General features: G+C 67.3%; 22 protein-coding genes. 14 read left to right on the top strand and 8 right to left on the bottom strand.

Annotated features, from left to right (window positions below):
* Nucleotides 1–265: 265 nt before the first annotated feature.
* From ACFVU2_RS19025 to ACFVU2_RS18980, 10 genes are all read left to right on the top strand, one after another.
* A complete protein-coding gene (locus ACFVU2_RS19025) occupies nucleotides 266–1,438 on the top strand; it encodes a GspE/PulE family protein (protein ID WP_387877698.1) in 1,173 nt (390 codons plus the stop codon).
* Entirely contained in the window at nucleotides 1,431–2,540 is a 1,110-nt protein-coding gene (locus ACFVU2_RS19020; protein WP_387877696.1) for a type IV pilus twitching motility protein PilT, read from the top strand. Before ACFVU2_RS19025 ends, ACFVU2_RS19020 begins: the two co-directional genes overlap by 8 nt.
* 47 nt (nucleotides 2,541–2,587) lie before the next feature.
* Complete coding sequence (locus ACFVU2_RS19015; protein WP_387877693.1) at nucleotides 2,588–4,033, top strand: type II secretion system F family protein; 1,446 nt, start codon at nucleotides 2,588–2,590, stop codon at nucleotides 4,031–4,033.
* A gap of 1 nt (nucleotide 4,034) precedes the next feature.
* Nucleotides 4,035–4,535 carry a prepilin peptidase gene (locus tag ACFVU2_RS19010; RefSeq protein WP_387877690.1) on the top strand — a complete coding sequence of 167 codons (501 nt, stop codon included), beginning with the start codon at nucleotides 4,035–4,037 and terminating at the stop codon, nucleotides 4,533–4,535.
* A 175-nt stretch (nucleotides 4,536–4,710) separates the two neighbouring features.
* On the top strand, nucleotides 4,711–5,199 hold the full coding sequence (locus ACFVU2_RS19005) for a hypothetical protein (RefSeq protein ID WP_387877687.1): 489 nt from the start codon (nucleotides 4,711–4,713) through the stop codon (nucleotides 5,197–5,199).
* 106 nt (nucleotides 5,200–5,305) lie between these two features.
* Nucleotides 5,306–6,118 carry a hypothetical protein gene (locus ACFVU2_RS19000; protein ID WP_387877685.1) on the top strand — a complete coding sequence of 271 codons (813 nt, stop codon included), beginning with the start codon at nucleotides 5,306–5,308 and terminating at the stop codon, nucleotides 6,116–6,118.
* Nucleotides 6,115–7,662 carry an RCC1 domain-containing protein gene (locus tag ACFVU2_RS18995; protein WP_387877682.1) on the top strand — a complete coding sequence of 516 codons (1,548 nt, stop codon included), beginning with the start codon at nucleotides 6,115–6,117 and terminating at the stop codon, nucleotides 7,660–7,662. The genes ACFVU2_RS19000 and ACFVU2_RS18995 overlap by 4 nt, the downstream gene beginning before the upstream one ends.
* A gap of 43 nt (nucleotides 7,663–7,705) precedes the next feature.
* A complete protein-coding gene (locus tag ACFVU2_RS18990; protein WP_387877679.1) occupies nucleotides 7,706–10,618 on the top strand; it encodes a hypothetical protein in 2,913 nt (970 codons plus the stop codon).
* Nucleotides 10,615–11,373 carry a hypothetical protein gene (locus tag ACFVU2_RS18985; RefSeq protein ID WP_387877676.1) on the top strand — a complete coding sequence of 253 codons (759 nt, stop codon included), beginning with the start codon at nucleotides 10,615–10,617 and terminating at the stop codon, nucleotides 11,371–11,373. Before ACFVU2_RS18990 ends, ACFVU2_RS18985 begins: the two co-directional genes overlap by 4 nt.
* Before the next feature lie 42 nt (nucleotides 11,374–11,415).
* Nucleotides 11,416–11,625, top strand: a complete 210-nt coding sequence (locus tag ACFVU2_RS18980; RefSeq protein ID WP_387877674.1) for a hypothetical protein — start codon at nucleotides 11,416–11,418, stop codon at nucleotides 11,623–11,625.
* Nucleotides 11,626–11,701: 76 nt separating this feature from the next.
* On the opposite strand, the gene ACFVU2_RS18975 is transcribed toward ACFVU2_RS18980, so the two are convergent.
* Nucleotides 11,702–12,220 carry a hypothetical protein gene (locus ACFVU2_RS18975; protein ID WP_387877672.1) on the bottom strand — a complete coding sequence of 173 codons (519 nt, stop codon included), beginning with the start codon at nucleotides 12,218–12,220 and terminating at the stop codon, nucleotides 11,702–11,704.
* A 338-nt stretch (nucleotides 12,221–12,558) separates the two neighbouring features.
* On the opposite strand from ACFVU2_RS18975, the gene ACFVU2_RS18970 reads away from it, so the two are divergent.
* Entirely contained in the window at nucleotides 12,559–13,560 is a 1,002-nt protein-coding gene (locus tag ACFVU2_RS18970) for a G1 family glutamic endopeptidase (RefSeq protein ID WP_387877670.1), read from the top strand.
* A gap of 96 nt (nucleotides 13,561–13,656) precedes the next feature.
* The gene (locus ACFVU2_RS18965; protein WP_387877667.1) at nucleotides 13,657–14,085 is read left to right on the top strand and encodes a hypothetical protein; all 429 of its coding nucleotides are present in this window, start codon (nucleotides 13,657–13,659) and stop codon (nucleotides 14,083–14,085) included.
* 81 nt (nucleotides 14,086–14,166) lie between these two features.
* On the opposite strand, the gene ACFVU2_RS18960 is transcribed toward ACFVU2_RS18965, so the two are convergent.
* The 7 genes from ACFVU2_RS18960 to ACFVU2_RS18930 all read right to left on the bottom strand — a co-directional run bounded on the left by ACFVU2_RS18960 (nucleotide 14,167) and on the right by ACFVU2_RS18930 (nucleotide 18,155).
* Complete coding sequence (locus ACFVU2_RS18960; protein WP_387877664.1) at nucleotides 14,167–14,901, bottom strand: hypothetical protein; 735 nt, start codon at nucleotides 14,899–14,901, stop codon at nucleotides 14,167–14,169.
* Nucleotides 14,902–15,037: 136 nt separating this feature from the next.
* Complete coding sequence (locus ACFVU2_RS18955) at nucleotides 15,038–15,307, bottom strand: hypothetical protein (protein ID WP_387877661.1); 270 nt, start codon at nucleotides 15,305–15,307, stop codon at nucleotides 15,038–15,040.
* Complete coding sequence (gene orn / locus ACFVU2_RS18950; protein WP_387877658.1) at nucleotides 15,304–15,900, bottom strand: oligoribonuclease; 597 nt, start codon at nucleotides 15,898–15,900, stop codon at nucleotides 15,304–15,306. Before orn ends, ACFVU2_RS18955 begins: the two co-directional genes overlap by 4 nt.
* Nucleotides 15,901–15,918: 18 nt before the next feature.
* Nucleotides 15,919–16,278, bottom strand: a complete 360-nt coding sequence (locus ACFVU2_RS18945; protein ID WP_387877656.1) for a Panacea domain-containing protein — start codon at nucleotides 16,276–16,278, stop codon at nucleotides 15,919–15,921.
* Nucleotides 16,279–16,281: 3 nt separating this feature from the next.
* Nucleotides 16,282–16,593, bottom strand: a complete 312-nt coding sequence (locus tag ACFVU2_RS18940; RefSeq protein ID WP_387877655.1) for a hypothetical protein — start codon at nucleotides 16,591–16,593, stop codon at nucleotides 16,282–16,284.
* A gap of 87 nt (nucleotides 16,594–16,680) precedes the next feature.
* Nucleotides 16,681–17,337: a hypothetical protein gene (locus ACFVU2_RS18935; RefSeq protein ID WP_387877652.1), complete on the bottom strand. Its 657-nt coding sequence runs from the start codon at nucleotides 17,335–17,337 to the stop codon at nucleotides 16,681–16,683.
* Between the two features lie 113 nt (nucleotides 17,338–17,450).
* On the bottom strand, nucleotides 17,451–18,155 hold the full coding sequence (locus ACFVU2_RS18930; RefSeq protein ID WP_387877651.1) for a hypothetical protein: 705 nt from the start codon (nucleotides 18,153–18,155) through the stop codon (nucleotides 17,451–17,453).
* Between the two features lie 149 nt (nucleotides 18,156–18,304).
* Between ACFVU2_RS18930 and ACFVU2_RS18925 the strand changes: the two genes are divergently transcribed.
* Nucleotides 18,305–19,036 carry a DUF4190 domain-containing protein gene (locus tag ACFVU2_RS18925; RefSeq protein ID WP_387877648.1) on the top strand — a complete coding sequence of 244 codons (732 nt, stop codon included), beginning with the start codon at nucleotides 18,305–18,307 and terminating at the stop codon, nucleotides 19,034–19,036.
* Between the two features lie 40 nt (nucleotides 19,037–19,076).
* Nucleotides 19,077–19,472 carry a hypothetical protein gene (locus ACFVU2_RS18920; RefSeq protein ID WP_387877646.1) on the top strand — a complete coding sequence of 132 codons (396 nt, stop codon included), beginning with the start codon at nucleotides 19,077–19,079 and terminating at the stop codon, nucleotides 19,470–19,472.
* Nucleotides 19,473–19,510: the final 38 nt, after the last annotated feature.

The following is a 19,510-nucleotide window of genomic DNA, read 5'->3' as shown; positions in this document are numbered from 1 at the left end:
ATGCGTATAGTCAAGAGTGTCGAATAGCGCCTATCACCTGATGATCGCCCCTACGACAACAACCCAGTCCCCCGACCGAAAGGCGCCAATGAGCAACGACGAAGCCCGACAGCCGGTGAGGACCCTCACGCTGGGCGCACCCTCGACCGCTCGGCCCCGAACAGAGCCCGCTGCGAGCCCCATCGTCACGAGCGCACCGCTGGTCGCACCGTCGACTCTCGGCGCACCGGCCACGCGACCCGCACAGCGGACCGTTGCAGCGCCGGTGACCACTCGCGAGGTCGCCCCGCCGCGCCCGGCTGCCGCCGAGCCCGGACTGAAGCCGGCGGCCGCGATGCACGCCGAGCTGACCAAGCCGTTGAAGGATCTGATCCCTCGGCGCGACGCACAGAGCTTCATCGACCTCTTCCGCGACCTCGTCGGCCGCGGCGTCTCGGATGTGCACATGACCCGCTCGGTCCTGGAAGGCACCTTCACTGTCGAGGCACGCGTCGACGGCAAGAAGCAGCTCGTGCACACCTACACCGGCGTGGAGGCGACGACGATCGCCACCAAGATCAAGACGGACTCCAAGATGAGCTCCGGCGTCAACCTCGTCCCCGAAGACGGCAGCTACGATCTGCCGATCGACGGGTATCCGTACCGGGCCCGAACCGTCGCCTTGCCGCTGTTCGATGGCGGTGAGCGCATCGTGTTCCGACTCCCCCAGACCGGCGAGCTGCGCGCACTCGACTCCCTCGGCTTCACGCCCAAGAACCTCTCCGCCACGACGGACCTCATCGGCATCCCCGGTGGCATGACGCTCTGCGCCGGTCCGACCGGCGAGGGCAAGAGCACGACGGCGCTCAGCATGCTCAAGTACCTGCGCGAGCAGGAGGACGGCGTGTTCATCACCCTGGAAGACCCGGTGGAGCGCGTGATCCCGGGCATCGCCCAGGTCGAGGTGAACGAAGACGTCCCCGGCGCCGGCTTCGGCGACATGATGAAGTACCTCGTCCGCTCCGACGCCAACGTCCTCTTCATCGGCGAGATCCGCGACCGCGCGACCGCCACGGCCGCCGTGGAGATCGCGAAGTCCGGCCGTCGCGTGATTGCGACCATCCACGCCACCGACAACACGAGCGCCTTCCTGCGCCTGATGGAGATGGCCGACGCCACTCCCCTGTCGGTCCTCGAATCGGTCAACGGCATCGTCTCCCAGCGCCTGGTGCCGCGCCTGGTCCCCGGTACCAACCGGTTCGCCGGAAGGTATCCGATCCACGAGGTCACCCGGAACTCCGAAGCGCTGACCGACGCCCTGATCGCCAACGTCTCGCGCGCCGCGATCCGCGCCGCGGCCGAGGCCACCTCGACCACGTTCACCGAGAACGTCGACGAGCTCGTCGCCGCGGGCATCACCACTCGGGAAGAGGCCCGGAAGGTGGTCCGCAATGTCTGATCCGAAACTGGCGCAGGTCTCGGACGTCCTGGAGAAGCTCGGCTCCCAGGGCGCGTCCGACCTCCACCTCACCTCCGACCGCGGGGCGTTCTACGTCAAGGACAAGCAGACGAAGCCGCTGAAGATGCCGCAGTCGATGGCGAAGAATCTGCTCGACGCGCTCATCGAAGCGACCATCGACGGTGGCGTGGGGGCCTTCGGGCGACTCTTCCAGGCTGGCGCATCCATCGACAACGGCGGCGAGTTCCGCGGCCGGCTCGCTGTCGCCCGGGAGATGGGTGGCCTCTCGGGCACGATCCGCCTGATCCCCCGGGAGATTCCGACGTCTGCCAGCCTCCGCCTGCCGCCGGCGGTGACCGCGATCGTTGAGCGTCCAGCCGGCCTCTTCCTCGTGGTCGGCCAGACCGGTTCTGGCAAGAGCACCACGATCGCGGCGATGGCGAACGACTACCTGCAGAGCCACAGCACGGCGATGTACACGATCGAGGACCCCATCGAGTTCGTCTACCCGGAGGGGTCGAGCCTCATCGTCCAGCGCGAGGTCGGGCCCCACGTCGAGTCGTTCGCCGCCGGGGTCGAGGACGCCAAGCGCCGCCACCCGCGCATCATCATCGTCGGCGAGATCCGCAACGTCGAGACCGCTCGCGCCGCACTGCTCGCCGCGGCCTCCGGTCACCTGGTCGTGAGCACGATGCACGCGGGTACCGCCGCCGAGGCCGTGGACTCGTTCACCTCGATGTTCACGCCCGAGGAGCAGGGCCTCGTGCGCACCCAGCTGGCCCAGTCGCTGCTTGCTATCGTGGCGCAGCAGCTCGTGCCGAAGCACGGCGGCGGCCTCGCGCTGGCGCAGGAGATCGCGCACAACACCCCCTCGATCGCCGAACTCATCCGCGGCAGCGGGAGCCGCAGCGACGACACCAAGTTCATCCGCCAGGCGCTGATGAGCAGCAAGGGTGAGCAGGACGGGCAGGTCTCGATGGAGACCGCCCTCGCACGGCTCGTGGCCGAGCGGGCCATCACGACGGCCGCAGCCCGCGACCACGCTCGCGATCACAGCGCACTCGCCGAGAAGCTCCAGCAGCACCCCCTCCGCGTGGCGTAGCCAACCCAGACCAGACCAGACCCGCACACGAGTGCAGAGGAGCCACCATGAGCGACATCTTCACCTTGGACGACGAGCTGTCCACGACCGAGAGCCCCGAGGCGTCACCGAGCGAGGGCGCAACCGGCTGGCAGCCGGGACAGAGGTTCACCGCGCCGTCGAACAGCACGGCTGTTCCGGCCGCGGCCCCCGTGACCCCCGCGACGAAGGCGACGCCGAAGAAGACCAAGCGCGGCGAGCCAGCCGACGAGCTGCCGTACAAGCCGCTGCCCGAGCCGAAGCCGGAGAAGAAGCTCAGCACGCGCGAGAAGGCGAAGGTCGAGAAGGCGGAGCTGATCAAGGAGCGCGAGGCCGACGCCGCCGCGATGCGCATCAACGGTGTCGACGGGGACGTCGAGATCCCGAAGAAGCCGTTCCTGACCGTCTTCAGCGGCAAGCGGGCGCGGCCGGACGAGGTCGCCGAGACCCTCACCGACCTGGCTTCCGCACTGGAGAGCGGCGAGTCCGAGCGCAAGTCCGTCAACGAGCTCGCGATCCAGTACAGCAACTACGACATCGGCCAGGCGTACGAGCGCGTCGTCATGCTTCTGGACCGCGGCGTCACAATCAGCGCGGCCATGGCCGACCAGACCGACACGTTCCCCGCCGTCGTGCGCGAGCTGATCGGCGCGGCGAAGATGCCCAAGGACATGCACCGCAACCTGCGGCAGGCCGCCATCATCATCGTGGAGGCCGACAACATCAAGTCGAAGGTCAAGGGTGCGCTCTTCCAGCCCGGCTTCATGCTGTTCCTCCTGGTCATCTTTGTCATCGCGGCCGTCCAGTTCTTGCTGCCCATGACCACCCAGATGTTCACCGGCATCGGAGCGAAGGCGCCGGCCACGACCCTGCTGATCATCGCTATCGGCGGCTGGCTGAAGTGGATCCTCGGCGCCCTGGTGGTGCTCTTCTTCCTTGCCAGTGCCAGCTGGAAGTTGTTCCTGAAGAACAACGAGACTCTCGCCATTGCGATGGACACCTTCTCGCTGAAGGCACCGCTCGTCGGCGAGATCATGCGGATGTCCACCGCCGCCCGGTTCTGCGACGTACTCGGCGCGTGTCTTGCGGTCGGCATGTCCGAGCTCGAGGCCCTGGAGACCTCGGCGCGCGCCTGCGGAAACAAGGCCCTCCAAGCCTGGGTGAACGACCACGTCGGCCGCCAGAGCTACGGCATCGTGAAGTTCGCCGACGTGGCGAAGACCGAGATGCTCCCGTACAACCTGCGCAACCGCATCGAGACCACCACGTCGATCACCCGTCGCGTCGAGATCCTGCGCGAGCTCTCGGCGACGTTCCACCACAAGTCCAAGGAGCGCCTGAACCGCTTCGCGGACCGGGTCGGCCCGATCACCACGGCGATCGTCGTGGGTGTCGTGATCGCGGTGGTGCTGCTGATCATCAGCCCGATCATGACCTTCATCCCCACGCTCCTCAGCACGATCGGCGGTCACTGACATGAGCCTCCTCATCGGCATTCCGGGGCATGTGACCCCGACCCTCACGATCACCGTCGTCATCGTGGGGATGCTCGTCCTCGCGGTGCTCGACGTCTGGCGCCACGAGGTCGAGGACGTCGCGACACTCGCGCTCCTGGTGGTCGCGGTCGCCGGCCTCGGCATCCAGGGCATCCAGCCGGCCCAGTGGGCTACCGCAGTCGCCTCGGCGGCCATCGCGTTCGTCGTCTACCTCTATCTCGGCACGCGCGGCGTGATGGGCGGTGGCGACGTGAAGCTGTCGGTGGTTCCCGCGCTCGTCCTCGGCGCGAGCAACCCGTTCCTCGGCGTCTGGTGGATCGGCTGTGCGATCCTCCTGCACCAGCTGCTCATCTTCGTCATCGCCCGGACGATCCCGCGGCCCGCCGGCGCAGTGCGGGCGGTACCGATGGCACTCCCCCACGTTCCGGCGATGACGGCTGCGGTGTTGATCGCGACCGCCGTATTCCCCGCGATTCCGTGACGAACAGAAAGCGCGTTTTGATTGGTAAACGAGCAGAAATGATATAGACTCCAGGTCGGGTGGGGCTTCTCACCCGGGCGGAAGAAACACATCGCTCAGCGGAAAGAGTCCCGAGACCCGGATGGACCGAGTCGCTCTCACGCACCGAGCACCCTTACCCAGAAGGAAGTGGAATTTGAGCAAGGCAACCTCGGACGTGACGGACGGTCTGATCCTCCAGGCCTTCGACGAGCAGGGCTCGGCGAAGGCGACTCTGTCGGACAAGCGCGGCCTGTCCGCGAGCATCCCCGAGATCCTCGGCGCGATCGCCATCGGCGTCGTGGTCCTCGCGACCACCGGCTTCGGCATCGCGGCCGGCTACAACTACTCGCAGGACTCCTCGGCGAAGTCCCTGCTCGAATCGGTCAAGTCGGCCCAGACGCTCTACCAGTCGAAGAACCAGACCTTCGGTGCGCTCACCGACCTGACCTCGGGCACCCCTGCCGCCCTCGACGGCAACCCGACCAACGTCGCCATCACCGCCGACACGACCGACTACTGCGCCGTCTCGAAGTCCGGCTCGATGGGTGGCACCGAGTACTGGATCACCGCCAAGAGCGGCACGATCGTGACCTTGCAGCCGACCGCCGCCCAGGCAGGGGTCACCTGCCCGACGCTTCCGTAGCCGTCCCCCGCAGCTGAGCCGCCCGGTGAGAAACCTCATCCGGCGGCTCAGCTGCGTTCCTGCATCACCCGAACCCAAGCAGCGAAACGACCAGATGGGGGCCACCGTGTTCCGAGACACAGCAAGCAAGCGCTCGATCAGACAAGTCCTGCGGGACCGTACCGGCTCCTCCATCGCTGAAGCGATCGCCGGTGTCGCGCTCATCCTGGTCATCGCCGGGGCGCTCGGGATGGGCGCCACCACGGACATCGGGGCCATCTCGACGATGGCCACCAAAGCGGAGCGTCAGGCGCTGGTCACCTCGCTCGTCGGCGACGTCCACGCGATCTCGTCGTGGGGCACCCCCTCCGCCCCGAACACGCAGACGATCACCCTGCCGAACGGCCACCAGGTCAAGGTGACGACCTGGCGCGTTGACACGGCCGTCAGCACCACCCTCACCGCCGTCGCCCCGATCAGCTCCAGCGCAGACGCAGCGGACTGCTCAGGTCCCTCGGCCCTGGCGAAGCAAGGCTGCATCTACGCCAGCCGCCTTCACGCCGACGGCCTGGACGGCGTCGAGCCGTACGCGATCGTGCGCAAGGACCCGACCATGGGCGCGACGGCGCCGGTCGGAACCGTGGACCCCCGGGTCAGCACGACGACCTCGATCCCGCAGGGCACGACCTTCGCGACGGGGACCGACTCCGTCGCCACCGTGTGGCGCTACCTCGTCACCGCGCACTCCACCGAGTCCAACGGCGAGATCCAGATCACACAGGCGGGCAAGGTCCTCGCGCTCTTCCCGGTCGACGGGACCGAGAACAACTACTTCGGGACGTTCACCGCCCAGCTCAACACGCCTGTGACGGCCACCGTCACCTCCGGGAACGTCATCGTCAAGAACGTCTTCATCTACCGCGCCGGGAGCACCTCATGAACCTCTCCCCCAAGACCGTGCTGACCGAGAAGAAGGGCATCGCCGAGGCGCTGGGTGCGGTGATGATCGGCATGATCATCCTCGTCGCGGCGGGAGTGGTGGTCGGCAACTTCGCGATCCTGTCGAAGCAGGCCTCCGAGCTCACCAGCGTCACGCAGGAGATCACCAACCGCGCCGAGCTCTACGCCAGCCAGCTCAACACCGACCTGCTGCACCCGCAGGTCCCGCCGACGGACCGCGAGTGTTCCGTCACTCCCCCGATGTGCACCACGATCCTTTCCGTGACGCCCTCCAGCGACGGCACCTCGACGGTGTTGCGCATCCAGGGCGACACCGCCGCGACGCTTGGTCAGTCGGTCACCAAGGACGTGACCCTGGTGTCCTCGCAGGTGACCCACGTCACCGCCATCGACGCGAACGGCAACAACGTCTGGGCCCGCTCCAACGAGGGCCTGGTCTACACGACCTGGGGCGTCGCCTCGGGAAAGCCGTCCGACGTCACCCCCGACGAGCTCGCCGGGCCGACCGCGGGCGCCACCTGGGTCAGCACCGACGACCGCGCCGGCGTCGACAGCACGGGCGCGCTCTGGGTCTGGGGGGCCAACGACATCGGCCAGGCCGGTATCGGCTCTACAAGCGCGACCCCCGTGGCCCCGCAGAAGATCACCACGGCCACCTTCCGTTCGGTGGTCACCGACGACAGCCGTGGCTACGCGATCGACTCGAGCTTCAACGCCTGGGCCTGGGGCAAGAACGACCAGGGGCAGCTCGGCCTCGGCAACGCGAACGCGGTGACCGCCCCCACGAAGATCCCCGGGATGCGTTTCATGTCGCTCGCGATCGGCAAGAACAACGTCTTCGGCATCACCACTGCAGGCGACCTCGTAGTCGCCGGCGCCTCGCAGGCGGGGCTCCCGGCGAACTCCGGCTACGCGTGGCAGACCATCAACCCCGGGACCAAGTACAAGGCGATCGCCGCATCGCCCACCGGCGCCGTCGCGATGATCGACGCGGCCGGAAACCTCACCATGGCGGGCAACGGCTACCCGTTCGGCAGCCCGTCAGCTCACTTCACCTCCGTGTCGCTCGGCGGCAGCGCTGGCTACGCCATCAGCGACGCCGGGGTCCTGTACTCCTGGGGCACCGGTACGAACGGCCAGCTCGGGCAGGGTGCAACGACGTCGATCGCCCAGCCGACTCAGATCATGGCGGGGGTCGCCAAGGTCCAGGGCGGTCCGACGAGCGCGCTCGTCATCGATGACCAGGGCGGCCTCTACTACGTCGGCAAGACGCCGTCCGGCTACGTGGGCGGAACCGACCTGCCGCAGGTCAACACGCTCACCAAGCTGATGAGCGGAATCACGTTCTCCTCGATCGCAGCGGAGGGCGACAGCACCGCGGCCGCGCTCCGGGACAGCTCGAGCAACGTCTACGGGATGGGAACGGTCACTCCCGGGCTCTGGCCGATCAACTATCAGGGGCCGGCAAACCAGCCGATCCGGATGCCTGTGCCGGGTGGTTTTTCCTCGTTTACGTGGAAATAACGCAGATCGAACACGCTAGGATGGAAGCTGAGAAGGGACCACTATGAGGATCAAAAGACGCTCCATCCGCGCGGTGCTGTTCGACCGACGTGGCATCGCTTCGTCCATCCCCGAGGCCCTGGGCGGCGTCTCCCTGAAGGTGATCACGGTCGCAGGCTCCGCAACCGTTCTCGCCGGGGTCCTGGCCTTCGCGGCAGTCGCCAACGCCAGCGCCGACACCTCATCCGGATTCCAGACCGCGGGTATCGCGTTTGAGAAGGCGGTGCACGACTCGACCCTCGTCGTCGGCATCAACACGAACCGGGTGGGCCTGCTCACCGACACCAGTGACGGCCAGTGCACGGTCCAGACGTGGCAGAACGGCACCCGCGACGGCAAGACCACCCTCCAGGTGGACACGGCCACGGTCGCGGGCGTCTGCACGCCCTCGACGTCGCTCCTGGCGGCCGGTTCCACTCCCCTCACGCGCGAGATGTCGTACAACATCGACACCCCGGTGTTCACGTACGCGAACCTCGGTGGCCGCGAGATCACCTACGACGGTTCGGGCGCTCCGACGCTGACGACGGGTACCGCCCCGGCTGGCGTGAAGGACGGCGACTGGAACGACGTGCGGCCGTACAAGGTGGTGATGACGCTGCACGCGCTGGACACCAGCAACGCTGCCTCCACCCAGAACTACGTGTCGACCGGCTACACGAACGTCGTCAACGTCACGCCGGCCGCCGACGCGCTGCGCTACGTCCCGGCGCCGAGCACCGACCCGATCCCGGGTCCGGTCACGATCAGCGGCGTGCAGCGCTCGACCACCACCGGCTCCGTGGTCGGTGGTGTTCGCGAGGGCATCTCGGTCACCTTCTCCGGCGCGGTCTGCCCGGGCGGCATCCCGACCAAGGTCAACGTCTCCTACACCCAGCAGGGTCCGTTCGCGGCCCCAGCCGTCAACACCGTCATGAGCTCGGTCCTCACCGGGGCCGCGACCACCGTGGACCTTGGCCAGGTTCCGAACGGCTCCACCGGCGCCGTCGAGGTCGACGCGACCTGCATCGACGGCGGCGTGGTCGGAAGCGCGAACACCGGCTTCACCCAGAGCGTTCCCGCCACGGTGCTCTCTGTGACGCAGGACGCGGCACAGGAGAAGCACGACCTGTCGTGGGTCGCTGTCTCCAGCCTGCCGACCTCCTTCGAGCTGCGCTGGAGCGTCGGCTCGATCAACAACCAGCTCCTGACGACGACCAGCCAGCTGAGCTACCAGTCGGTGAACACGCCGGGCGCGAACCTCGGCCTCACGACGACGTACACGATCGTCGCAACCGTCGATTCGAACCAGAGCCCAGTCGCCACCGCCGCGATCACGAACCCGCTCCCCGCGCCTGCAGCGACCACCGTCACAGCGACCGCGACCGGCGCGACATGGACGCCGGTGACCTGCCCGGCGTACTCCACGGCGCAGTACGCAGCTCGCTACTACCAGCAGACCGGCACCAGCACGGCGGTCAGCTGGAGCAGCCTGAGCGCGTGGTCGACGAACCTCTCGCTGACCGGCGTCACGACGCCCGCCTACGGGCGCACCGTCACCGAGGTCCACACCCGATGCGCAGCAACCGTCAGCGGTGCGAACTCGCCGGAGGCGATCTCGTCCACTGACGTCTTCTACGCGCCTGAGGCGATCACGCTCTCGGCGGCGCGCTCGGCAACGACGGGCACCGCGTACTCCGGAGCTCGTGAGGGCATCACCGGCCTGCACACCGGCGCACGCTGCTGGAACGGGTCACCGACGCGGATCGACATGTCCTGGCAGCCGGCCTCGCCGTCCGGGCAGGCGACTGTGAACGGCAGCCTCACCTACGTGCCGACCGGATCCCCGGAATCGTCGGACCTGGCCGGCGTCGCCAACGGCTCCAGCGGCAGCCTCGTCGCGACTGCGACCTGCACCGCGGGCAAGTCGAGCTCCACGACGAGCACGGCGGCGTACACGCAGCCGGTTCCGGCGCCGGTGGTCACCGTCACGCAGGGCAGCCCCGCGAACCAGCACGTGGTCTCGTGGACCGCGGTGTCGAGCCTGCCGTCGAGCTTCGTCGTCTCCTGGTCGGACACCCAGGGTCACTCCGGGTCGCTTGCTCCCACGACGGCGCTGACGCAGACGGCCAACCAGTCCGTGGGCCAGACCTACGGGATCCAGTTCAGCTACAGCGTGGCGGCAACGGTCAACGGTACGACCAGCACGGGCGGCCCGACGAGTATCACCACGCCCTGGCCGGCCGCGCCCAAGCCTGGAGTCATCAACTACATCCACACCGGCGGCGCGAACTACGCGTGGGCCAACATCACGTGGGTGAACACGGGTAGCTGCCCGGCTGGTACCACCCTGTACAGCCAGTACACCACCAACATGGCCGGTACGGGCGTTGCAGGCCAGATCGGCCCCTTCGCGGGTGGGACCACCCCCTGGTACGCGAACGTCACCTCTATCCCCTGGCAGCCCTCCAACGCACTGCAGGGCTGGTGGTACCAGTGGCTGATCAGCAACAAGTGCTCGAACAGCGGCTCGAACAGCGCTGTCGTGTCGACCCAGTCCACCACCGGCCTGACTCCGATGGCGACGCCCGCTACCCCGGTCTATGACGCCTACAACATCTATGCCGGTCCCGGCTCCCATCCGATCTACTGGACGCACACCACGTGCAACGCTCCAAGCGGTTGCGCCTCGCTGGCGGTGAACTACGTCACGTATTGCCCCGCCGGCTCCTCGGTGAACTTCTCGCAGTGGACCTCGCAGGACTGGGGCGGCGGGCACTACTATCACTCGTTCGGCTTCGGCGACTACTGGGCGACTCCCGGCGGCTCGCAGCAGACGGTGTACTACTTCAACGCCTACTACCAGTGCGCAACTCCTTACACTACGAGCCCGCTGAGTCCCTATAGCGGCACGACGGCTGTGACGGTGTTTCCGTGACCCGCGGTCCGGTTCGCCTGGTGCAGCGGCTTCGTGTGATGCCGCTGCACCAGAGGGTGCTCGTGGGTGTGGCGGCTGCCTTGGTGGTAGCGATAGCCGCCTTCAGCACCACGGCGGCGGTCGTTCCGGCGATCAAGGCCCAGCAACAGGCCGACAAGATCTATGCGCAGCATCACCCGGTGGGGATCACTAAGCAGATGATGGCCAAGGCCGAGGCGAAGGTGAAGCAACAGGCCGCGATCGCCGACCAGAGGCGCGAAGACGCCAATGCCAAGGCCGAGGTCACGCCCGGTGCCCAGTACACCCCCGCGCCACAAGCGCAGGTAGCCGGCAACCGCGCGATGCCTCCCGGGCAGGGAGATCCCGCTTCCGGGGTGGTGTCGACGACGAGGCTGCACGCCGACACGTTCGCAGCCGCGCTAGCCGCCAACCGGAGCCAGGTCACCAAGACGGTCCCGGAGCCGGTCACTCTCGTCGATGACAGCTGCCTGGATCAGTGGGTGCTCGACCACCTGCACGACTACGACGGAAAGTCGTTCTACGGGGTCATGACCGTCTGCGGAAAGCAGGTCGCCATGATCGCCGGCGCCGGCGGCATCGACGAGCGCATCCTGCTCGCGGGTGCCACCGAGCCCAACGGGCCCGCGGACGTGAAGCAGCTCCTGCTCGAGTCCACCGGCACCAACGCCTCGTTCGCGTCGAGTGCGACGAAGGACGGCCGGACGGTGCTCCTGGTGGCGTCGGTGGCCGAGTAGCACCGGCAGCTACGGGAACTGACAGCGGAGAGGAAGCGAAGGATGATCCACACCGAGACGCACACGCCCCCCTCGACGCGCAACGGCGTGCTGACGTACGCGAACGCGACACCCGTCGTCGTGGCCACTGCGCTTCGCGTTCTCGCGGCCAGCTTCGAGCACGGGTCCGCTCCTGCTGCGCCCAGCGAGCAGACGGTGAACCTCCTCCGAGAGGCCGCTGAGCGCATCATCGATGCACAGGCGCTGCCCTGACCGACTCGTCAGCGAAAGAAGAACCCCCGCGGCTCCGAAGAGCTCGCGGGGGTTCTGTCGTTGTGCGGTTGCTTCGCTACTGGCCGGCCTTCACAGCTGCGACTTTCGCGTCCATCGTCGCGAGGTCTGCCGTGACAGCGCCGGAGTAGCTGGCCTCGGCATCCTTGGGCTGGAGCACCCAGGTCTGGAGGTCGCCTTCGATGCTGGTGTTCCGCCAGTCGCCGATGGACGGCGGCTCGGAGTCGGCGGTGAAGTTCGCGTCGGCCTGCTTGAAGACACCCTGGACCTCGTTCTCGAGCTTCACGGCATCACCGAAGGACGCCCACCACTGCTGCTGTCCAGCGTCATCGAGCTGCTGCGCCTGGGTGAACCCGGCACGCAGCTTATCGTCCTCCGCCTGGAGGATGGCGGCCGCCTTCGCGTCGGCTGCCGCGTCAATCGTGTGGGTGGGGTCGGTGGTCGCCAGCGGCGCCGGGCTGGAGATCACCTGCTTCGCCGCGGCCTTGTGCGTCGACGAGGCCGCAGGGGTGCTGCTGCACGCGGTGAGCACGAGGAGGGCGGATACTGCGGCTGCAGCAGCTAGTTGGGTACGCATGCGGGCTCTTTCGATCAGGGTCGGTTGAGTCTACTCGTCGCCATGCGACGGAAACGTGAATACCTGCTCGTTCCCGAGCATTCTCGACAGGTGTCCTCGAAGAGGAGGACACTCATTCGAGTGCGACTCGGTATGGGGGCAGAATCCCGAGTCTGGGAGGCCTATGTTTCTCGATGCAAGCAATGGATCGACGCCACTCGGGAAGGCGTCCAACTGGAGAATCTGCGGCTGGCCACACCCCCACGTTCGACGATCGACCCTGCCTAAAAACGAGGACAAGGGAGTAGTACGTGAACACACCGAACCATCGATCGGGACGCGTTGCGGCCCGATTCGCCATGACCGCGGCCATCGCCGCCGGCGCACTCATCGCCGGTGTCGTGATGCCGACGGCCGCCTCCGCGGCACCATCTCCCACCGCTCTGGACCACTCACAGAGCGGCTGCGGCGAGAACCTCACCCTCCACACGCCCGCCAGCGTCGGCGGGCAGCTGTACTCCAGCACAGCGGGATCGAAGTTCAACACCCCGATCCTGAAGAAGGCTGCGGCCAAGAACGTCCGCTGGCTGTCGCACATCACCTGCAAGACGGTCAAGGGTCACACGCAGCCGCTGAAGCCACCCTCGGCGGGCGGCTACGGCACGCCGAACTGGGCGGGACAGGTGGTCGACACCTCGAATTGGCAGGGCGGCGGCTCCCTGACCCCCAACTACGTGCAGGGTGAGTGGACCGAGCCAGCTACCGCGCTTCCAGACGGGTACAACTCCTCGGCGAGCGTGATCTGGCCGGGCCTCGGCGGCTTCTGCTACGACACGGCCGCGAACTGTCAGGCGAACCCGCCGCAGCTGATCCAGGACGGCACCTACCAGCTCGATCAGGCCAGCTCGCCGACGTACTTGGAGAACCACTACTTCTGGTACGAGCTCTTCCCGCAGGAGGATCTGCAGCTCGTCACGAACATGACCCCGAATCCGGGCGATGATGTGGCGACGGCGGTCAACTGGACCAGCGATGGCACGGCAAACTTCACGCTCTGCGACTACACGCAGTCGACGTGCCTCAGCGGATCGCAGGCGTCACCGGCTCCGGCCACGACGGCTGAGTGGGTGGTCGAGCGTCCTACCTACGAGGACGGCTTCCACCCTCTGGCGGACTTCGGCAACGTGACGTTCACGAACGCCGACTTCCAGCTGTCCCCGAACGGCCAGCTCGAGTACAACGCTGCGACGGCCACGACGTACGACATCCAGGATGCGGGCACGAACGACTTCCTGACCGACACCGGCCCCCTCACAGCAACGAATGACTCGTTCACCACCTCCTGGGTGGCGGCGTTCTAAAGGACCTCCGTGGCGTCGCGGGAACTCCGCGGCGCCACGGGGAAATCGGGAAGCGATCACTTGACGGCCACCATCCGGCGCAGCCACGCTGAACGCATGAGGCGCATCATCTTCGCTGCGATTGCAGCCGCCGGGGTTCTCACACTGGCGACAGGATGTAGCAACGGATGCGCCACGGACTCGGCCCCCTACCCACCAACTCTCACCCTCGACGCCTCGTCATGGTTCGCTTCGAACCCCGACACCGCCGTCCAGGTCTGCCTGAACGCCTCCTGCAACACGATGGACAGCGCCAAGGCCACAACAGGCAAGGGGCTGGTCACCGTCGGCCAGGGCGCGGCACGGGCCGGAGATGCGACCGTGAAGGTCACCCTGTACCGCGGGACCGAGGTTCTGGGTAGCGCATCCCGGACCGTCACGATCAAGCAGAACCCGTGCATCTCGATGCCGTGCGGCTGTCTCCCCCAAGGCAGCAGCGCGGGCCCGCTCCGGCTGACATCGAGCGGGCAGGTCTCCTCGAACTGATCGAGCCGGAGGGCGAGACGAAAAAGAAGAACCCCCGCGGCTCCGAAGAGCTCGCGGGGGTTCTGTCGTTGGTGGGGCGGATCAGCCTTGGTAGCCGCTCGGGATCGGCGGCAACTTGAGCGTCGCGACGGCCGACGTCCAGTTGGACGCCATCGCCTGTTGCGCGGGGCCCAGCGGCGCCTGACCGGAACGGATCGCGGAGCAGACGTACGCTTCAACCCGGTCCTTCGAGTTGTGCACGTACGAGCTCGGGCCGCCGTCGCCGGCGAGGAAGTCGTTCTTCTCCGGCCAGAGGTTCCGCACGTCGGAGCTGCCGCCGGCGCAGAGCGGGACCAGGTGGTCGAGCTCGTAGCCGCGCGCCTCGGACCACGGGATGCCGTAGGCCGCCATCAGCTGTCGCTTGGCCGACTCGGTCATCGCCTCCGGCGGGCGCACCGAGGAGGTGTAGCCGCCCGAGCGCCCGAGGGTCGTGGAGATGTTCGACTGGGTGACGGTGGCGTCCACCGAGCCAGGCGTGCAGGTCGCATCGGGCAGCTCGCCGCCAGTAGCACTCCCCCCGACGTGGCAAGCGCCGGACGCCGGGATGGTGCCGTCGAGGCCGGATGCCGTCCAGCCGTGGCCGTTGGCGACGACGACGCTACCGGCCGCAGCGGCTGGCGCGGGGCCAGCGGGTGCGGCGGAGGACGCGCTCTGCGCAGCCTGGCGAGCCTGGGAGGCGGCGTCTTCGGCGGCGTGCCTGACGACGCTGCAGGCGGTGATCGTGGAGGCGAGGATGAGTGCGGCCGCGACGGCGGCGAGAGTCTTGGTCTTCAGCATGTGGGGTCCTCCTTGGACTCTACGGGTCGGTCTTGCCAGGTGTGGCGGGGCTCGCCACGGTCTTCGTGACCGGGTAGGAACGCGCAGCCTCCGATGCCACAGAGCTCGGCGGGGATGCTCATCGCGGACAGGCCGTTCACAGCGGGTACCCGTCGAAGCTGCCCCAGGCGGCGGAGTTCAGGGCGTCGTTCCGAACCTGCTCGTGGTACTCCTCGAGCAGATCGAGCACGTTCTGCGGGACTTCGTTGCGCTCGATGTGCAGGCCCAGCGCCGCGGCCAGTTCCTGCACTACGGCCCGGTGTCTCGCCTCGCCGATCAAGTCGCGCCACCCCGCGGTGGCCGCGCGTGCCGCTTCGCGTTCGGCTTCGCGCTCCCGCCAGCTCTGTTCGCTATTCTGGGTCGTCATCGGCAGGCTCCAGTCGTCTCTGCGTCGAGACCGAAGGCGGCCTTGATGGCGGAACGCTGACCGCGGGCCTTCTCCAGGCTCCACCGGATGTCGTTTGCGGCGCGGTGGGCCGTCCACCCTTCCTTCATCGCGATCTCGTAGGGCTCGGGCGGAACCATCTCCGGCTGCCACATCCGCAGCGCTTCTTCGATCCCGGAGACGTCGATCATCTTGTACGTCAGCAGGCCGGCGAGCTTCGGCATGTGCCGCTCGATGAAGTTGAGGTCGAGGCGGCAGCTGGAGCCGAGGATGATCCCGGATCGCTCAGCGTCGAAGCCATGACCGAGCAGCCACCCGGCCGCCTCCTCGTCGACGGAGTCGATGCTGAGCGTGGACGCGCGGACCTCGTCGAGCAGACCGGTCTCCGTGTGCATCTGCCGCACGAAGGGGTTCATCACGTCGAGTTGCTCTTCGGTAGCGTGCACCACGCGGGAGCCGAAGTCCTCGACGAAATTGAGGTCGCGGTCGACCAGGACCATCGCGAACTCGAGAATGACGCCCTGGTCGGCCTCCAAGTGGGTGGTCTCCAGGTCAATCGGGATTGGCGTGAGCATGTCGGGTCCTTCGCTGGATCAGTGCGCGGCCGTGGCGGCGGCGTGGGCGATGTCGATGTGGAAGTAGTCCGCGAGGAACGTGTCATCGTGGGCGGCGAGCTCGCGCAGCTTGTTGCGGAGGAAGCCCGGCGCGACGGTGGTCTCCCCCGCAAGCAGCTCGTCGAGCTCCGGGACGATGGGGCCCTCGGCACGCGCCTCGATCTGCTCGTCGAAGAGCACGCGGCCGCTCCAGGCGAGGTGCCACGACTGGCTCAGGTAGACGAGCGAGTGCAGCTTGCTCGCTTCCATCTCGCCGCCGAGCTCGAGGATGTGTTCGGCGACGTCGACGACGCTGGCGACGGGCCGCATGGCGGCGATCATCGCTGGGTTGGTGTCCATGGATCAGCCCTTCTTCTTGCCGAGAGCGGCGACGTACTTGACCGGGCCGCGGTAACTGCCCGCCGTGAGCTGGGTGACGATGCCCCGGGTCCACTTCGGGTTCAGGCGCGTAGGTGGGCAGAGCACGGGATCGCCGACCTTGACGGCGAAGGAGCACGCGTAAGCGAGCAGCATCGTCGGGTTCTTGCCGTACTTCTGCACGTGGGGCATGGTGACCCGCACGGTGATGAACGTCGTCGCCGGCTTTCCTCGGCGATCGGGCGAGGTGACCGGCTGCTCGGTGAGCGTCAGCGGGTAGTAGGTGGCGGTACGCATGACGGTCTCCTTCGTTGCTGCAGGGTGGGCGTGAACGCAGAAGCGCCCCGGCCGTGGCCAGGGCGCTTCGAGAGGTGGAGCGTTGGGTCAGTGCTGACCGACGATGATCGCGTAGCTGGCGGCGTCGGGAAGCGCGGAGATTGCCGCCTGCGCAGCTGCGGTGGCTTCTGCGGCAGAATCCCAACCGCCTTTGCTTCCGGCAATGCTGGGCGGTGCCTGGTGTCCGACCACGCCCCATCGGATCACGCTCGTGCTTCCGCCGTCCGCGACGAATGGAATCTGAGTCACAACCACAGTCGTTTTCCCAGTGGCGAACTGAGACGCGTCCGCGAGGCTGTATGCCGCCCGCACAGCGGCGCTGAATTCGTTTGCGACCACGCCGGCTTGAGCGTGGGGTGCCGCGTTGACCTTCGCTTCCTCGGCCGCGACGACCGCGTCCGGGAGCGGCTGGAGCCGGTTCGTCTTGATCCAGCGCCCGTCGGGCAACTTGTAGGCGTAGTCGCCGTTGGCGGGCATGTCCTGACGCAGCCCCAGTGCGGTCTCCTCGTCGAGGATCCCGCCGACTGGAACGACAGTCGGGGTTGGGGTCGGCGTGGCCGTCTTCACGACGGCGGCCGCCGCAGGAGCGGCCTGGATCTTGAACGAGTTGTCGACGAGTGTCTTCACGCCCCAGACGCCGGTGCCGATGGCGGCGAGTCCGACGACGGAGGCGATGACGATGACGGCGATGGTGCGTCGCTTCATGGTGGAGTTCCCCCTGATGGATGTGAGTCCACGGTATCGAGGGCGCGCAGTGGCCCACCGGGATCGGTGAGTGATGGGCGCCCCCAATACGGGTGGAGCGGATGGTTGGCCGGCTACCGGACCCAGTCGTCGAGGTCCTCGTCGAAGTACGCGACCGGGACGGAATTCGGCGCCTGCTGTCGGATCAACGCGTCGATGTGCGCCTGGTCGACTTGACGGTGTTCCCCGCCGTCGTCCGAGAACGCCACAACGTCGCGCGGCTCGCCTTCGCAGATCGAGAGCGCGAGGTTCGTGGAGACCCGGTTGCCACGCGTGGCGGCCGCTGCGTCGAAGCCCCAGTTGCAGGCGCTCGCCTCCAGCGAGTGGCGAAGGCCGTGGATCGGGATGTCGTACTGCTTCGACACCCGCGTGAAAATCGCGTGGTCGAGCACCTTGCGCTCGTAGGTCATCTCCCAGCCGTTGGCGGCGCCGAGTTCGAACAGCTCGACGAGCTCCTCGATCACGGGGCTGTCCTCGGTGATGGCGGTGAGCCAGGCCGGTGCGACGACGTCGTCCAGGGCGCAGCGGACCTGGTGGCCGACGAAAAGCGTGTCGGCATCCCCCGGCTTGTACGGGTCAGCGGCTTTGCGGGCTCGAAGCAGCCAGCCGATCGGCGAGTGGAAGCCGTCGAAGGTCATGCCCTCCTGCAGCAGTGAGACCCGGTCGGCGCCGCGGCGGATCGCGAGCACGGCGAGGTCGATCAGCTGCTGCGGCATCGTGCGGTCAGGGCCAGGGAGCACGGTGAGCGTGAGCGGAGCGGGTGCGTCTGAATCCGTCATGGAATCACGTCCTTCGTGGGTCTGAGCAAGCTGGTCTGATGCACTCCCGGGCGGCCTCTGGGCGCCACGTAATCTACTCGAAAACGAGCAGAAATGACCATTTCCCGGTATGCTTTTCGAGCGCAACGACACAGCGAAAGGCGGCACGGATGAGCGACACGGATCGACCCCTCTTCTTCGGAGGTCTCCCGCCGCGCGAAGCGACCGTCGTAGCTGAACGAGCTGGTGATGCAGCACCAGCCCTCAAGCCGCAGGTCGACACGGCGCCGGCCGCCGCAGTGAGCCCCCTCGCGATCATCGCCCTGGTGTCCTCTTTCGTGGTCTCCGTCGTCGGCCTCGTCCTCGGCATCATCGCCCTCCGACGCATCCGGCGAACCGGTGAGCGTGGTGGCCGACTCGCGATCGCCGCGATCCTCGTCGGCAGCGTGGGCCTGGCGATCCTGCTCGCGATGGTCAGCATCACCCTGATCGGTGGCCCGTCGCTGGCGGGAAGTGTCGCAGGGATCACCCCGCATCCGCACGCGCCAGAACCTCTGGTCACACCGAGGCCGGTCAGCTCCGCCGAGGCAGCCCAGGCGGCGGCCGCAACGGCGGCGGGGGGCGGCGCGATCCCGGGTCACATCGTCAGCGCGGAGCTGTGCACGGCGATCAAGGGGTACACCGCTGTCGGCAACGGCAACGCGTCGTCGACGAACGTGACCCCGCAGCAGCTGGCGGCGATGGAGCAGCTGGCGGCGGTGAAGAGTCCGAATCAGCCGGTCTACCAGCGCTACCTCGCGATGACGAAGGACCCGAAGAGCGTCTCGTCGCTCGACAAGGCACAGGTCCTGGCATCGTCCTTCGCCAAGGCCGTCCAGGTCGACGTCACGACCTGCATGTAGGCGCTGCGCTATTCTCAAGGTCCAAACGCAGGAGTCGCCAATGGACGCAGGAATCGCCGCCGTCATGGGAGCCGCCATTGCGGCCACGATCGCTCTCTACGTTGCCGCCATTTCTACTGGCGGACTGAATCGGATCGATCGGCTGTCCAACATCATCGCGAAGCTCGATGAGGGCGAAGAACGAAACGCGCTTGTCGAGATGCGATCCCGATCCATTCAGCGATACATCCAGCGAGACAGCACATTTGGTTGGACCCTCTTCGGCTGGGGCGCGATTGTCGTGCTGTGTTGCGTCGCAGCCGGAGTGAGCTCGTTCTTCTATCACTACCGAGACGTACTGACGACTCGAATCGTGAGCGGTGTCTTCGGCGGGTTGGGCCTCATCTTGGCTCTCTACGGGTTGTTTCTGCTAGTCCGTAGGGAAGCAGGACGCTAGAACCTCATCGCCCCCCGGTCTCGGCGACCGGGGGGCGA

Origin of the sequence: Leifsonia sp. NPDC058194 (assembly GCF_042883605.1) — a bacterium.
GTDB lineage: Bacteria > Actinomycetota > Actinomycetes > Actinomycetales > Microbacteriaceae > Leifsonia.
This window is presented reverse-complemented; position numbering and strand designations above follow the sequence as displayed.